Below are 14,365 nucleotides of genomic sequence, written 5' to 3'. Positions count from 1 at the left end.
TATGAGAATGGATACCTACATTTTGTGATATCCAGTTCATCAAAAATCTAAAAATATAGGTTGACTAATCGTAAGAAATAACAAAGATTTTAATCCGCCTGTTCCACTTACTCCAGAAGAATGGCCGGAAATCTCATCGATACGATAAGAAAACAGTCTTTGATATTTTGGGTGTTGTCTATGAGTATAATGGATTGAGTAAACAAAAGAAAGCTGCATAACTTTGAAAACGATACCTATCTAGGTTTATTTGGTATGCTCATTTTTAAGGACACAAAATATTTTAAGAGTTTTTTTGTTTATATGAACGAAAGTTCATTTTGATTCTACTCTTAAGTTGATGGGCATGGGGTAATGCACAGTACATCCCCTTTTTGGATACATAATGCAAAAGACTCTATCCTGTGGTTTCTTTCAATTTTAAATGTGAGTGCTGCTCTAGCTAGTAATATTGAATAATGGTTTGGACGATGCGTACCTGTTGCGGTTTTATCAAGCTTATTGAGAGAACTAAGATCATCTTGTATAATTTGCTTTAAATGAGAGAGATTCGTAGATGTATTTGTAACAAATTTTTCAAAGCGATGGATTGTTGTAATTGTCGTAAAGCCGTATTTTTGGTACAAGGGCACACCAGCATCTGTTGCGATGAGTATAACTGGGAGAGAAGTAGGCGCTTGTTGCACACAAAAATCGAGTAAAGAATGGCCAAGTCCTTGTTTTTGAAAGTTGGGGTGAACCATTAACATACCGATAGAAGAAAATCCAGATTCGGAAGGGAATACCCCACCAGTAGCAATCAGTTTTTCGTTCTGTGTATAGCCAAATAGACTTCCGATTGACAGGTACATTTCAAATTGCTTTCGCATAAATAATTGAGGCTGTAACCATCCAACAGCCTCGCAAAGAGAAATGAGCTGTGAAATACTAGAATTATTTAGTTTTTGTATTTGCATATTGAATCACCACATTTCTAATCTAGTAGAAATATTTTACCATGAAAAAAATGAATACATAGTCATAAACAGAGAGAATGTAAAGCCGTAATTTTTAATTTTGAAAAATCCATACTAGTTTCTTTTCATTTTGTAAAGGTGATAAAGCTTAATGATATAAGACAAAGATATACAAATTATAACTAAAATTTACATTACTTAACAAAATATTTACATATAACTAACTTTTCCTTAATAGTCTTCCTTTAAATTGGGTATAGGGAACTTAATAACGTATTAGGGGGACAAAAAAAGTGAAAAAGTTTATGAAGAAAGCATGGCCATTTGCAGTTGTCACATCGTTAGCACTTACTTCCGTAGTAACGTGGGGCGTAACACGTTCAGATGTAATTAAAGCGGATGGAAAAGCAAGTGATTCAAAAATTAAGAATGTAATTGTTTTAATTGGGGATGGCATGGGACCTTCGTATATGACTGCTCATCGTTATATGAAAGACAATCCAAAGACGTTTGAAATGGAATCGACAGAATTTGATAATCATCTTGTAGGAACACAAAAGACATATCCAGAAGATGAGCATCAAAATATTACAGATTCTGCATCAGCGGCAACAGCGATGTCAGCAGGTGTGAAAACATACAATGCAGCAATCGCGGTTGATAATGATCAGGCAGAAGTGAAAACAGTACTTGAACAAGCAAAAGAGCAAGGGAAATCAACAGGTTTAGTTGCAACTTCTGAAATTACACATGCAACGCCAGCTGCTTTTGGAGCGCATGATATAAGCCGTAAAAATATGGATGCAATTGCAAATGATTACTTTGATGAGAAAATTAATGGGAAACATAAAGTAGATGTTCTTCTTGGTGGTGGCGTGAATAACTTTGTAAGAAAAGATCGAAATCTTACAGAAGAATTTAAGAAGTCTGGTTATAGCTATGTAACAGATCGTGAGCAATTATTAAATGATAAAAGTGATCAAATTCTTGGTTTATTTGCACCAGGTGGCTTAGATAAAATGATCGATCGTAATGAAAAAACACCTTCGTTAGAAGAAATGACAAATGCAGCAATCAATCGTTTAAATAAAAACGATAAAGGTTTCTTCTTAATGGTAGAAGGTAGTCAAATTGACTGGGCTGGCCATGATAATGATGTAGTTGGTGCGATGAGTGAAATGGAAGACTTTGAGAAAGCATTTAAAGCAGCAATTGAATTTGCGAAAAAAGATAAACATACATTAGTGATTGCAACAGCTGATCATTCTACTGGTGGATTCTCTCTTGGTGTAAACGGTGAATATAACTTTAATGCAAATGCAATTAAAGCTGCGAAACGTACACCAGACTTTATGGCAAATGAAATTGCAAAAGGTGCAAATGTAGAAGAAACGTTGAAAAAATACATTGATTTACAATTAACAACAGAAGAAATTAAATCCGTGAATGACATTGCTCCATCAAAAGATGTAACGAAAATCGATAATGCGATTGAAGAAATCTTCAATAAACGTTCATTTACAGGCTGGACAACAGGTGGACATACGGGTGAAGATGTGAACGTATATGCATTTGGACCAGGTAAATATCTATTCTCTGGTGTTCAAGAAAATACAAATTTAGCAAAACGTGTCTTCGATATTGTTGGTGGCGGTGACCCTAATAAAGGCAGACGCTAATTGTGAAGGAAAGCGAGGCATTTCGCCTCGTTTTTTCTTTTTTGGAGGAATAAAGGATGCAAAACTTTGTTAAGAAAATAGGGGCTTCTGCTCTAGCTGGGTTATTATTAATGGGTTGTCAATTTCAGCAAGAAACGAAGCAGAAAGATATAGAAAAGAAAGAGGTAACGGTAAAACAAGAAACGAAGGTACATGTAACACCAGAAGAAGAGAAAGAAATTCGGAATGTAATAGAGACGTTTGTGCAGACGACAAACGAAAAAAATTTCGATCAACATATGGCTTTGTTTTCGGGTAAAATTGTTGGCGCCGAAGACTTACGAACACAAAAAGAAGCGGCGTTTCAACGAGAAAATAAGAGAATTGAGTTGAATCGTGTTCAAGTGAAAAGTTCAAAAGGCAATTTTGTCATTGTTGAAACAGAAGAAAAAGAAATAGATGGTGGAAGCTCTCTTCAGAAAAAGATCCGGTATGCGCTAGGAAAAGAAGATGAGCATTGGAAAATTGAAGAAGTCCGGACGGTAGAAAAGAAATAAAAAGGTTCTCTTATTAGGAGAACCTTTTTATAATGGTAGTAAAATTTGATTTGAACATGCTTCAATCTCATCAATATCTTGGCGGATGGTTGCCATTTTATTATCAAGCTCTTCAGCTTTCATGGCAGCATCGTGGAGTTCATCTTTTAAATAATCGGGGATATTCCCCTCATATTTATAGTAGAGTTTATGCTCTAAACTTGCCCAGAAGTCCATAGCGAGTGTACGTAATTGAATTTCTGCAAAAACTTCTTTTGTACCAGAATTTAGCGCTAGTGGATACTTAATAATCATATGCAAACTTTTATAGCCGTTTTGCTTTGGATTAGCAATGTAATCTTTTACTTCTACAATTTCCATGTCTTCACGATTTTCAATGACTTGTTTTAAGTGATAAATATCTTCCACAAAGCAACATGTAATCCGGATGCCGATAATATCTTGCAAATGTGTTTGCGCATTTGCAATCGTTGGTGCTAAATTTTTGCGTTCGAGTTTTTTTACGATGCTTTCAGGCTGTTTCAATCTTGTTTTTATATGTTCAAACGGGTTGTAGTCCTCTAAGAATTGAGCTTCCCGGTTCATAATTTCGAATTTTGTTTTTAACTCTTCTAAAGCGAATGTATAAGGTAATACAAATGCTTTCCAATAGTTAACAGTTGATTGATTATATTTCATTTATATACACACCTTTTCATATTTGCAAATAAGGTTGCTTATTATACTAAATACCAAATCATATAAGCGCATGCTGCAAATGATGAGATCATAAAACGGTATTTTGCTTTCATTTGTTTTTAATTCCTTTCTAATTAGCTTTCATATATCAATAAATTGGATTGTTAATAAATTGATTATGTACAATTCTAATAGTAATGGATTGATGTGAATTTCGTATGAACTAATTGTTTCAGTTTTTTGTCTTTTTAGAATGATTGTTAAAAGGGTGAATTGACAAAAAGAATAATAGCATTTATTGTATAAATCGTAATTGTTACGTTTTAGTTGCGATCTTTGGAGAAAAGGAGGTCTACATATGCGTGTAAACATTACATTAGCTTGTACAGAATGCGGTGATCGTAATTATATTACGAAGAAGAATAAGCGAAATAATCCGGAGCGTATTGAACTGAAAAAATATTGTCCACGATTAAAGCGAGTAACATTGCATCGTGAAACGAAGTAAAACAGCTAGAGAAATCTTGCTGTTTTTTTATGCATTTCTATTCTTAAGTAGGTACAGACACAAACAACCCCCCGCCCACATACATATAGTAAAGACCACTATTTTGGCGGAGGTGAAGGGTTTGAGTCTATTCGCCGCAATTGGATACATGATTCGCGAAGTGTTTGTATTTGTTTCTTATGTTAAAAACAATGCGTTCCCACAGCCATTGTCATCAGACGATGAAAAGAAGTACTTAGAGCTGATGGAGCAAGGTGATGCTCATGCGAGAAATCTTTTAATTGAACATAATTTACGGCTTGTGGCTCATATTGTTAAGAAATTTGAAAACACAGGTGAGGATTCGGAAGATTTAATTTCTATCGGAACGATTGGGCTCATTAAGGCAATTGAGAGTTATTCAGCGGGGAAAGGAACGAAGCTGGCGACATATGCAGCTCGTTGTATTGAAAATGAAATTTTAATGCATTTGCGTGTACTGAAGAAAACAAAAAAAGATGTTTCACTTCATGACCCGATTGGACAGGACAAGGAAGGAAATGAAATATCACTTATCGATATTTTAAAATCCGAATCCGAAGATGTAATTGATATGATCCAGCTTAGCATGGAATTAGAAAAAATTAAGGAATATATCGATATTTTAGATGAACGAGAGAAAGAAGTGATTGTAAAAAGGTTTGGACTTGGTCTTGATAAAGAAAAAACGCAGCGAGAAATTGCGAAAGCGCTAGGCATTTCAAGAAGTTACGTGTCCCGGATTGAGAAGCGAGCGCTGATGAAAATGTTTCATGAATTTGTTCGTGCGGAGAAGGAAAAGAAGGGAAAAGCGTAAAGGTGTGTGGTACGGTTGCAGCTCGAGTGCAGCCGTTTTTTCTTTTGATGAAAAGGGAATAAAACAAGAAACTCTAAGAAGAAATATACGTTCACTGTTGAAAATGACGGGTTCTATCTGTAATATTAAAAGGTGCTAACGAATTTAAGAATGAAATAGTACTTGTTTTTTCTTTTTATATGACTGACTCGATGTATGATAAGTGAATATAAAAACCACTTTCTGATATAGAAAGAAAAGAAGGGAAAGCTAAACTTAATTGTTACATTAAGACTTATTAGGAGGTTTCGCGGTTTGCGACGTACATTATATCGACTCATGATCGAACTTACAAACGGGCGTTTTACTTCTTATATATTACGTAAATTTGCACAGTCTCGCTTAAGTTCCATTATTATTTCATCTTATGCAAAAGCATTTCAATTGAATCAGGATGAGATGGAGAAGGACTTAAAGGAATACCAGACGCTGCATGAATTATTTACACGTAAGTTGAAAGAAGGAAAACGAGAAATAGATGCAGCGGCATCAAGTATTGTTAGTCCTGTTGATGGGGTATTTGCTGATCATGGCCCTATTGAAGAAACGAAAACATTTGATATTAAAGGTAAGCGGTATTCGCTTGTGGATATGCTAGGTAATGAAGAGCGAGCAAGACGCTATGCCGGCGGTACATATATGGTTATTTATTTAAGTCCAAGTCATTATCATCGCATTCATAGCCCGCTCTCAGGTGCTGTGACAGAGAGATTTGTACTTGGAAGAAAATCATATCCAGTAAACGCAGCAGGAATGAAATATGGAAAAGAACCATTGTCAAAGAACTATCGTTCTGTCACAGAGATCGATAGTGAAGGACAACATATGGCGCTTGTAAAAGTAGGAGCTATGTTTGTAAATAGTATTGAGCTTCTTCATGAAAGAAATACTGTTCAAAAAGGTGAAGAGATGGCATACTTTACATTTGGTTCAACAGTCGTGTTACTGTTTGAAAAAGGAATGGTTGAAGTTGTTTCAACATTAACGAGTGGCCAAGAACTTCGCGTTGGTGAAAAAATCGCAACGCGCTTATCTAATGGTAACGGGCAGTAAAAGTTTTATCACAAACTTGTGAGGACACCAAGAAGTTAGATGGACTTATGTGATGAGTGAAAAGTTCCCACGGATGGAAGTTTCATTTTATAAAAGAGCCATCTTGAGGATGGCTCTTTTTACAGGCGAAGCAGTAATCTATATGTACTCAAGACGATTTGACAAGCTTGTCCTCTAATGATCGCCGGATGATTTCTTGTTTTATAAGTAAAATGAAGTCAGGATTTAATTTTAGTTCTTTTGCTTTATAATAAGACTCAGTGAGTAACTCAGTAGATAACTGTTCCATATGTTTCGTTTTCAAGGTGAGTCACCTCCGATAATAAGGATAGGTTCTTTGTTGCATCTACTGTATCAAAAAATTATGATAGTCACAAACGACTGGTTATCCACATATCACCGTGGATAAGGTGTGTATGAGTTGTTGATAAATTTTGAATTAACTGAAATATTAATGTGGAAAATGTGTACAATGTTATCCACAAGCTCGCTATCGAAAAATGTTGTCGAAAAATTTTAAGAAAACTCCTCAAAGAGGTGAAAGAAATTGAAATTATTTTTACCTAATGAATACGTAAAAAACGTATATCATGTTCAACCGGAAGATTTAAAAAAACGCGGGATCAAAGGTATTATTACTGATTTAGATAATACTTTAATTGAATGGGATCGTCCGAATGCAACGCCTAAGCTTGAGCAATGGTTTTTAAAAATGAAAGAGCAAGGCATTCAAGTAACGGTCGTTTCAAATAATAATGAGCAACGTGTAAAGGATTTTGCAGATCCACTTGGCATTCCTTTTATCCATAGCGCACGTAAACCATTTGTTCGTGCTTTTAAACGTGCGATACAAGAAATGAATTTAAAAGCGGATGAAGTAGTTGTTATTGGGGACCAATTGTTAACGGATGTATTAGGCGGGAATCGCGTTGGTTTATATACAATTTTAGTCGTGCCAGTGGCACAAACAGATGGACTAGTAACGCGCTTTAATCGAAAAATTGAACGAAGAATTATGAGCAATATGAAGAAAAAAGGTTTAATTAACTGGGAGGAATAAAGTTTGACTGAAACAATTAAATGTATTGGTTGCGGTGTAGAAATTCAAACAGAAAATAAAAATGGAGTTGGATATGCACCAACTTCATCTTTAGAAAAAGAACAGGTGATTTGTCAACGTTGTTTCCGTTTAAAGAACTATAATGAAATTCAAGATGTGTCTTTAACAGATGATGATTTCTTGCGCATTTTAAATGGAATTGGACAATCAGACGCACTTGTTGTCAAAATTGTAGATATTTTTGACTTCAATGGTAGTTGGTTACCAGGCTTACATCGTTTTGTAGGGAACAACAAAGTATTGCTTGTTGGAAACAAATCGGATTTAATTCCAAAGTCAGTAAAGCATGATAAAGTAAAACATTGGATGCGTTATAGTGCAAAGCAACTGGGCTTAAAACCAGAAGATGTCTTTTTAATTAGTGCAGCAAAAGGACAAGGTATTCGCGAGCTTGCTGAGGCGATTGAACAGTACCGCGGTGGTAAGGATGTATACGTTGTAGGGTGTACAAATGTTGGGAAATCTACATTTATTAATCGCATGATTAAAGAATTTAGTGAAGAAACTGAGAATGTGATTACAACGTCTCATTTTCCAGGAACAACACTTGATTTAATTGACATTCCATTAGATGAAACATCTTCTTTATATGATACACCAGGTATTATTAATCACCACCAAATGGCACATTACGTTGGAAAGCAAAGCTTAAAGCTTATTACACCAACGAAGGAAATTAAGCCAATGGTATTCCAATTAAACGAAGAACAAACATTATTCTTCGGGGGATTAGCACGTTTTGATTATATTAGTGGTGGTCGTCGTGCGTTCACTTGTCATTTATCAAATCGTCTACCAATTCATCGTACAAAACTTGAAAAAGCAGATGAATTGTATGAAAAACATGCTGGGGAGTTATTAAATCCACCAACTCCAGAAGAACTAGAAAATATGCCTGGGCTTGTGAAATATGAATTTAATATTCGTGAGCCCAAAACAGATGTTGTATTCTCTGGATTAGGATGGGTGACTGTAAATGAGCCAGGTGCAAAAATCGTTGCTCATGTACCAAAAGGAGTTAGTGTTTCATTACGTAAATCTTTAATTTAATATGGAGAGGGATTTATGAAACAATTATATGGTGTAATCGGGAATCCAATTGGACATTCATTGTCACCGCTCATGCATAACGATGCATTTGAACACTTGAATATAGATGCTCATTATCATGCGTTTCTTGTAGAAGAAGAAACATTAGGGGAAGCAGTGAAAGGGTTAAAGGCGTTAGGAGTTTCAGGATTTAATGTCACGACTCCACATAAAGTTTCAATTATGAAATACTTGGATGAAATTGATCCGTTAGCAAAGCAAATTGGTGCTGTGAATACGGTAGTTCATAGAGATGGAAAACTAATTGGTTATAATACAGATGGAATTGGTTATGTTCGTTCATTACAATCGATTAGTAAAGAGCCGCTTTATCAAAAGCGTATTTTATTACTCGGTGCAGGTGGAGCGTGCCGTGCTATCTATTTTTCGCTTGCAGACGCAGGTGTAAAGGAAATTGATATTGCCAATCGAACAGTGGAAAAGGCAAATCATCTTCTCTCTGGATGCCAAGCAAAGATTACATCGCAAGCTCTTTCATTAGAGCAAGCAACTGAAGAACAAGGGAATTATGATATTATCATTCATACAACAACGATAGGAATGCATCCGCATATCCAAAATACACCGTTGCAAATTCAATCTTTGAAACAAGGGACGATTGTCTCGGATATTATTTATAATCCATTTGAGACAAAGCTTCTGCAAGATGCGAAAGCTAAAGGAGCGATCGTACAGAATGGAATAGATATGTTTGTTTATCAAGGAGCACTTGCATTTGAATTGTGGACAGGACGTATGCCGAATATCGAAAAAATGAAACAATTAGTAATGAGAAAGCTTGGAGGCTAACTATATGTTAACAGGAAAACAAAAAAGATTTTTACGTGCAAAAGCACATCACTTAACACCGATTTTTCAAGTTGGAAAAGGTGGCGTAAATGAAAATATGGTAAAACAAATTGCAGAGGCGTTAGAAGCTCGTGAGTTATTCAAAGTGAGCGTACTACAAAACTGTGAATTTGATCGTCGTGAAGTTGCAGAAGAATTGGCTAAAGGTGCGAGAGCTGAAATTGTCCAAGTAATTGGAAGCACAATTGTTTTATATAAAGAATCAAGAGAAAATAAACAAATCAAACTTCCATAATAGCAAGTTTAATGTGCTCAGGATGTGTATATGTCGTTTCCATAGCATATGCTTGCTATGTTCGGGATAATAGGGTTTAGACCAATTGAGCTTTTACAGGCAGTAATCTCTCCGCATGTTGTTTCGGAAAGATTACTGCTTGTGAATTAAAGGGGGCGTTTCATTTGAAAAAAATCGGAATCATTGGCGGCACGTTTGATCCGCCTCATTATGGACATTTGCTGATTGCAAATGAGGTATATGATGCACTCGCGCTTGATGAAATATGGTTTTTGCCGAATCAAATTCCACCTCATAAACAAGATCGTAGTATTACAAGTGTAGAAAATCGATTGAACATGTTAGAGTTAGCAATTGAGCAAGAGGAGTATTTCTCGGTTTGTTTAGAAGAGTTAAGAAGAGAAGGTCCATCCTATACATATGACACTATGTTACAATTAACTAAGAAGCATCCGGACGCGCAGTTTCATTTTATTATTGGCGGAGATATGGTGGAGTATTTACCAAAATGGTATAACATCGAGAAATTACTTCAACTTGTAACTTTTGTTGGGGTTGCAAGACCGGGGTATACATTAAATACACCTTATGAAATCGTCACAGTAGAAATTCCGGAATTTGCTGTTTCGTCTTCCTTGTTACGTGAGAGATATAAAGAGAAGAAAACGTGCAAATATTTGCTTCCAGAACAAGTACAGGTATATATCGAGAGGAATGGGTTGTATGAATCGTGAGAAAGCACTTGAGATTGTAAAACAACAAATGCATGAAAAACGTTATATACATACAATTGGTGTAATGGAAACGGCAATTGAACTTGCTAAGCTATATGCCGTGGATGAGAAAAAAGCAGAAATGGCTGCTATATTTCATGATTATGCAAAATGTAGACCGATTCAAGAGATGGAAGACATTATTAAGCAGGAAGAGTTGCCAAAAGATTTACTTCACTACAACAAAGAGTTATGGCATGCACCAGTTGGGGCATACTTAGTAGAAAAAGAAGTCGGCATTACGGACTCTGAAATTCTGCAAGCTATTACATATCATACAAGCGGTCATGAAGAGATGACAATGCTTGATAAAGTTATTTATGTGGCAGATTATATTGAACCTGGACGCAAATTTCCAGGTGTGGAAGAAGCACGGAAATTAGCACAGGAAGATATAAATAAAGCTTTATTATTTGCATTAAAACGTACGATTCAATTTTTAATGGAAAAGGATCAAACGATCTATCCGTTAACATTTCAAACATACAATGCGGTACTGAAGGAGGAAATTACTGAATGAAAGATAAAGAGTTATTAGTATTAGCAGCAAAAGCAGCTGATGATAAAAGAGCAGAAGATATGGTTGTACTAAACATGCAAGGAATTTCACCAATTGCAGATTATTTTATTATTTGTCACGGGAATTCTGATAAGCAAGTACAAGCAATTGCACGTGAAATTAAAGCGAAGGCACATGAATTCCAAATCGACGTACAACGTATGGAAGGCTTCGATGAAGCGCGTTGGGTTCTAGTGGACCTTGGTGATGTAGTTGCGCATGTATTCCATAAAGATGAGCGTGATCATTATAATTTAGAGCGTCTATGGGGCGATGTGCCACGTGAAGATATTACAGAAGAGTTAAGCTAATGAGATATGAGCAATTTGCATTGTTGTATGATGAACTCATGAATGATGTCCCATATGATAAATGGGTAGAATTCACAGAGGAAAGCTTACAGCAGGCAGGCATGAAAGAGGCGAAGATTCTTGATGTAGCGTGCGGGACTGGGAATGTAACACTTCCGCTTGTGCGAAAAGGTTATGACATGATTGGTGTCGATCTTTCAGAAGAAATGCTAACAGTTGCCCAGCAAAAGCTAGGGGGAGAAGGGTATTTTATTCCTTTTTATCAACAGGATATGAGAGAACTGGATGTTCCTGGTGAATTTGATTGTGTGACAATCTTTTGTGATTCATTAAATTATGTATTGCAAGAAGAAGGGATACAAGAAACATTCAGACGAGTATTTCACCATTTGCGTCAAGATGGTCTGTTCTTATTTGATGTACACTCTTTATATAAAATTTATCATGTCTTTCAAAATGAAACGTACACAGTCAATGGGGAAGAGATAGCTCTCATTTGGAACTGCTTCCCTGGCGAAGAATCAGATAGTGTAGAACATGACTTGTCATTCTTTGTACAGGATCCAGAGGAAGGTGTATATCATCGCTTTGATGAATGTCATATGCAACGTGCCTATTCAGTTGAATTGTTAACAAAATGGCTTGAAGAAGCTGGATTTACAGTACTTCGTGTAACGGGTGATTTTGAACGAATGGAAGTAACTGAACAAACGGAACGTATCTTTTTTATGGCGAAAAAGAATGGATAAAAAAAAGCAACCGATTAGGTTGCTTTTTTTTGTTTAGAATACAATATTTTATTTATAGAAAAGTAGAAAAGTAATACCTATAAAATCTAAAAATAAGGGTTTGATAAAAAATAGGATGAGAAAAAGAGAAGGATTTTTAAGAGGATTCTGTATCATTGTGGCGTATTATTTACGTGTGCTTATTAAATTGTTGTTCAACGCCTTCTAAATCTTCATCGTATTTTTCATGTGTCCGCTCGAATAATTTATGGAACATATCTCCGACGTGATCCTCTAAAATACGAATACCCTCTCCTGTAACACCGCCTTTTACACATACTTTCTCTTGTAGAGTTGGTAATGTGAAAATTTCTTTTTCTAGTAATTTCCCCATCCCGATAATCATTTCACTTGCTAAAGTAGTTGCTTCTTCATGAGTAATATTTGTTTTATCCACAGCAGCATCAATGAAACATTGTAGTAAGTAGCTGAAGAATGCGGGTCCGCAGCTTGCAATGTCAGATGAAACTCGTGTAATATCTTCTCCGATCACAATAGGTGTAGAAATATTTTTAAACAAACGAAGTAACTTTTGTTCCCATTCTTTCGAACAGTTTTTCCCGAATGTGAATAGTGAGGCGCCAGAGAATGCGCGGTTTGTAATGCTCGGAATAATACGTGCGACGTGACAAGATACAACCTGTTCTAATTGAGCTGCTGATATGGGGCTTGTAATAGAAATTAAACATTTTTCATCAGTAAAGTGGGCAGTGTGTTTTTTTAAAATTGGATAGATGTCTAAAGGTTTAACGCAAATAAAAATAAGCTCTGAACGTTCAATTACCTCTTGCACTGTCTTTGCTATATGAACAGAAGGATACTTCTCTTTTATATGATATGCTTTGGCAGGCGTACGATTAATAATAGTAAGGCACGAAGGTTTGACAGCACGGGTTTCTAAAAATGCATCGATTAGTATATTCCCCATGTTTCCTGTCCCTATAATTCCTATGTTCAATGTTTCATCCCTCCTTCGTAACATCTTTCTCCTAAACAATATGAACCATGTTGTGAATTTATGAATTGGAGGTATTAAAATTATGCAGAATTTTCAAAAGAAGTGGCTCGTTTTATTAGGGGCTGTTGGCGTCGTATTTATACTGTTTATGTGGCAGACGAAGCAACAAGCTGTGCAACCGACCGTGAAACTTGATACAAATGTGAAGAGTGAAGAGAGAAAAGGTAAATTGAAAGTAGCAGAATCAAATGAACAGAAAAAAACAATTATGATTGATATAAAAGGTGCTGTGCATCGCGAAGGTGTATATGAGGTAGGAGCGGGTGCACGCGTAAAAGACGGGATTGAAAAAGCGGGTGGTTTTTTACCTGAAGCGGATATGGAAAAAGTGAACTTAGCGCAGCTTATGCAAGATCAAATGGTACTCTATGTCCCGAAAAAAGGAGAGCAATTTCAAGGAGCTAATCTACCTTCAGGGCGGCAGGAGGAGAAAATTCAAATTAATGTTGCTTCAAAAGAGCAGCTCGAAAAAATAACGGGAATTGGGCCTCGGAAAGCAGAAAATATTTTGAAATATCGAGAAGAACATGGGCCGTTTCAAAAAATGGAAGATTTATTGGAGGTAGATGGCATTGGAGAGAAATCGCTTGAAAAAATAAAAGATAAAATAATTATTCCATAAAGGATTGACGAACTTTTTCTTCTTTCGCTACACTACAAGTAGATGAAAAAGTAGGTGAAAAGATATGGAACGAATTTCTTGGGATCAATATTTTATGACGCAAAGTCACTTATTATCGCTACGTAGTACGTGTACAAGGCTTGCAGTAGGAGCGACAATTGTCCGCGATAAGCGAATTATTGCGGGTGGATATAACGGTTCAATCACAGGTGGTGTGCATTGTATAGATGATGGGTGTTATATCATTGATAATCATTGTGTTCGTACAATTCACGCTGAAATGAATGCACTGTTGCAATGTGCAAAATTTGGTGCGAAAACAGAAGGTGCGGAAATTTATGTTACACACTTTCCTTGTTTACAATGTTGTAAAGCCATTATTCAAAGTGGTATTACAGCTGTTTATTACGCACAAAACTATAAAAATCACCCGTATGCTGTGGAACTATTCGAACAAGCAAATGTCACTGTGAAACATGTTCCGTTAGAATATGATATTACAACGTTAGAGCAACAAGAACGTCATTTGCAATTAAAAGAACTGTTTTCATCTTTAGAAAAAGATGATTTAACAATGAATGAATTACAACAAGTATTCGCTAGAGCAAAAGAGATACTATAAGTGCGTGTTCAAAAAGGAGGATAAAGAGAGCCTGGCAGTTCGAGACGCGGAAGTCAGGAGAGTGCGGAGTGTAG

19 protein-coding genes and 1 pseudogene are annotated in these 14,365 nt (G+C 36.0%); 16 read left to right on the top strand and 4 right to left on the bottom strand.

Annotated features, from left to right (window positions below):
• Positions 1 to 74: 74 nt before the first annotated feature.
• Positions 75 to 221, top strand: a pseudogene (locus JDS96_RS09770) (IS4 family transposase); the annotation flags it as partial.
• A gap of 111 nt (positions 222 to 332) precedes the next feature.
• Here the strand turns inward: JDS96_RS09770 and JDS96_RS09765 are convergent.
• Positions 333 to 956, bottom strand: a complete 624-nt coding sequence (locus JDS96_RS09765) for a GNAT family N-acetyltransferase (RefSeq protein ID WP_242479884.1) — start codon at positions 954 to 956, stop codon at positions 333 to 335.
• Between the two features lie 293 nt (positions 957 to 1,249).
• Here JDS96_RS09765 and JDS96_RS09760 point away from each other — a divergent pair, with 293 nt between their 5' ends.
• Entirely contained in the window at positions 1,250 to 2,635 is a 1,386-nt protein-coding gene (locus JDS96_RS09760) for an alkaline phosphatase (protein WP_199666682.1), read from the top strand.
• Positions 2,636 to 2,691: 56 nt separating this feature from the next.
• The gene (locus JDS96_RS09755; RefSeq protein WP_006095975.1) at positions 2,692 to 3,171 is read left to right on the top strand and encodes a Cif family virulence factor; all 480 of its coding nucleotides are present in this window, start codon (positions 2,692 to 2,694) and stop codon (positions 3,169 to 3,171) included.
• Between the two features lie 27 nt (positions 3,172 to 3,198).
• Here the strand turns inward: JDS96_RS09755 and JDS96_RS09750 are convergent, their stop codons facing one another.
• Positions 3,199 to 3,849 carry a GTP pyrophosphokinase gene (locus tag JDS96_RS09750; RefSeq protein ID WP_003200578.1) on the bottom strand — a complete coding sequence of 217 codons (651 nt, stop codon included), beginning with the start codon at positions 3,847 to 3,849 and terminating at the stop codon, positions 3,199 to 3,201.
• 358 nt (positions 3,850 to 4,207) lie between these two features.
• On the opposite strand from JDS96_RS09750, the gene rpmG reads away from it, so the two are divergent.
• From rpmG to JDS96_RS09735, 3 genes are all read left to right on the top strand, one after another.
• Positions 4,208 to 4,357, top strand: a complete 150-nt coding sequence (rpmG, locus tag JDS96_RS09745) for a 50S ribosomal protein L33 (RefSeq protein WP_001265619.1) — start codon at positions 4,208 to 4,210, stop codon at positions 4,355 to 4,357.
• 121 nt (positions 4,358 to 4,478) lie between these two features.
• Positions 4,479 to 5,192 (top strand): RNA polymerase sporulation sigma factor SigK, encoded by a 714-nt coding sequence (sigK, locus tag JDS96_RS09740; RefSeq protein ID WP_018765865.1) that lies wholly within the window; start codon positions 4,479 to 4,481, stop codon positions 5,190 to 5,192.
• Between the two features lie 294 nt (positions 5,193 to 5,486).
• Positions 5,487 to 6,284, top strand: a complete 798-nt coding sequence (locus tag JDS96_RS09735; protein WP_199666681.1) for a phosphatidylserine decarboxylase — start codon at positions 5,487 to 5,489, stop codon at positions 6,282 to 6,284.
• A gap of 148 nt (positions 6,285 to 6,432) precedes the next feature.
• Here the strand turns inward: JDS96_RS09735 and sda are convergent, their stop codons facing one another.
• On the bottom strand, positions 6,433 to 6,588 hold the full coding sequence (sda, locus tag JDS96_RS09730) for a sporulation histidine kinase inhibitor Sda (RefSeq protein WP_000850094.1): 156 nt from the start codon (positions 6,586 to 6,588) through the stop codon (positions 6,433 to 6,435).
• Positions 6,589 to 6,831: 243 nt separating this feature from the next.
• Between sda and JDS96_RS09725 the strand changes: the two genes are divergently transcribed.
• From JDS96_RS09725 to JDS96_RS09690, 8 genes are all read left to right on the top strand, one after another.
• Positions 6,832 to 7,344 (top strand): YqeG family HAD IIIA-type phosphatase, encoded by a 513-nt coding sequence (locus tag JDS96_RS09725; protein ID WP_003200585.1) that lies wholly within the window; start codon positions 6,832 to 6,834, stop codon positions 7,342 to 7,344.
• Between the two features lie 3 nt (positions 7,345 to 7,347).
• Complete coding sequence (yqeH, locus tag JDS96_RS09720; RefSeq protein ID WP_003200588.1) at positions 7,348 to 8,454, top strand: ribosome biogenesis GTPase YqeH; 1,107 nt, start codon at positions 7,348 to 7,350, stop codon at positions 8,452 to 8,454.
• A gap of 15 nt (positions 8,455 to 8,469) precedes the next feature.
• Positions 8,470 to 9,303 (top strand): shikimate dehydrogenase, encoded by an 834-nt coding sequence (aroE, locus tag JDS96_RS09715; RefSeq protein ID WP_018765862.1) that lies wholly within the window; start codon positions 8,470 to 8,472, stop codon positions 9,301 to 9,303.
• A gap of 4 nt (positions 9,304 to 9,307) precedes the next feature.
• Positions 9,308 to 9,598: a ribosome assembly RNA-binding protein YhbY gene (gene yhbY / locus JDS96_RS09710; protein WP_003200592.1), complete on the top strand. Its 291-nt coding sequence runs from the start codon at positions 9,308 to 9,310 to the stop codon at positions 9,596 to 9,598.
• A 164-nt stretch (positions 9,599 to 9,762) separates the two neighbouring features.
• Positions 9,763 to 10,332, top strand: coding sequence for a nicotinate-nucleotide adenylyltransferase (locus JDS96_RS09705; protein WP_003200594.1), 570 nt, complete (start codon positions 9,763 to 9,765; stop codon positions 10,330 to 10,332).
• Entirely contained in the window at positions 10,322 to 10,891 is a 570-nt protein-coding gene (gene yqeK / locus JDS96_RS09700; RefSeq protein ID WP_199666680.1) for a bis(5'-nucleosyl)-tetraphosphatase (symmetrical) YqeK, read from the top strand. Before JDS96_RS09705 ends, yqeK begins: the two co-directional genes overlap by 11 nt.
• Complete coding sequence (gene rsfS / locus JDS96_RS09695) at positions 10,888 to 11,241, top strand: ribosome silencing factor (RefSeq protein ID WP_018765860.1); 354 nt, start codon at positions 10,888 to 10,890, stop codon at positions 11,239 to 11,241. The genes yqeK and rsfS overlap by 4 nt, the downstream gene beginning before the upstream one ends.
• The gene (locus JDS96_RS09690) at positions 11,241 to 11,990 is read left to right on the top strand and encodes a class I SAM-dependent DNA methyltransferase (protein ID WP_003200600.1); all 750 of its coding nucleotides are present in this window, start codon (positions 11,241 to 11,243) and stop codon (positions 11,988 to 11,990) included. Before rsfS ends, JDS96_RS09690 begins: the two co-directional genes overlap by 1 nt.
• A gap of 169 nt (positions 11,991 to 12,159) precedes the next feature.
• On the opposite strand, the gene comER is transcribed toward JDS96_RS09690, so the two are convergent.
• A complete protein-coding gene (gene comER / locus JDS96_RS09685) occupies positions 12,160 to 12,987 on the bottom strand; it encodes a late competence protein ComER (RefSeq protein ID WP_018782543.1) in 828 nt (275 codons plus the stop codon).
• Between the two features lie 79 nt (positions 12,988 to 13,066).
• Here comER and JDS96_RS09680 point away from each other — a divergent pair, with 79 nt between their 5' ends.
• Together JDS96_RS09680 and JDS96_RS09675 are read left to right on the top strand one after the other, a co-directional pair.
• Complete coding sequence (locus tag JDS96_RS09680) at positions 13,067 to 13,669, top strand: helix-hairpin-helix domain-containing protein (protein WP_307838172.1); 603 nt, start codon at positions 13,067 to 13,069, stop codon at positions 13,667 to 13,669.
• A 64-nt stretch (positions 13,670 to 13,733) separates the two neighbouring features.
• Entirely contained in the window at positions 13,734 to 14,291 is a 558-nt protein-coding gene (locus JDS96_RS09675; protein ID WP_199666678.1) for a ComE operon protein 2, read from the top strand.
• Positions 14,292 to 14,365: the final 74 nt, after the last annotated feature.

Origin of the sequence: Bacillus cereus group sp. N21, from assembly GCF_016483395.1 — a bacterium.
GTDB lineage: Bacteria > Bacillota > Bacilli > Bacillales > Bacillaceae_G > Bacillus_A > Bacillus_A pseudomycoides.
This window is presented reverse-complemented; position numbering and strand designations above follow the sequence as displayed.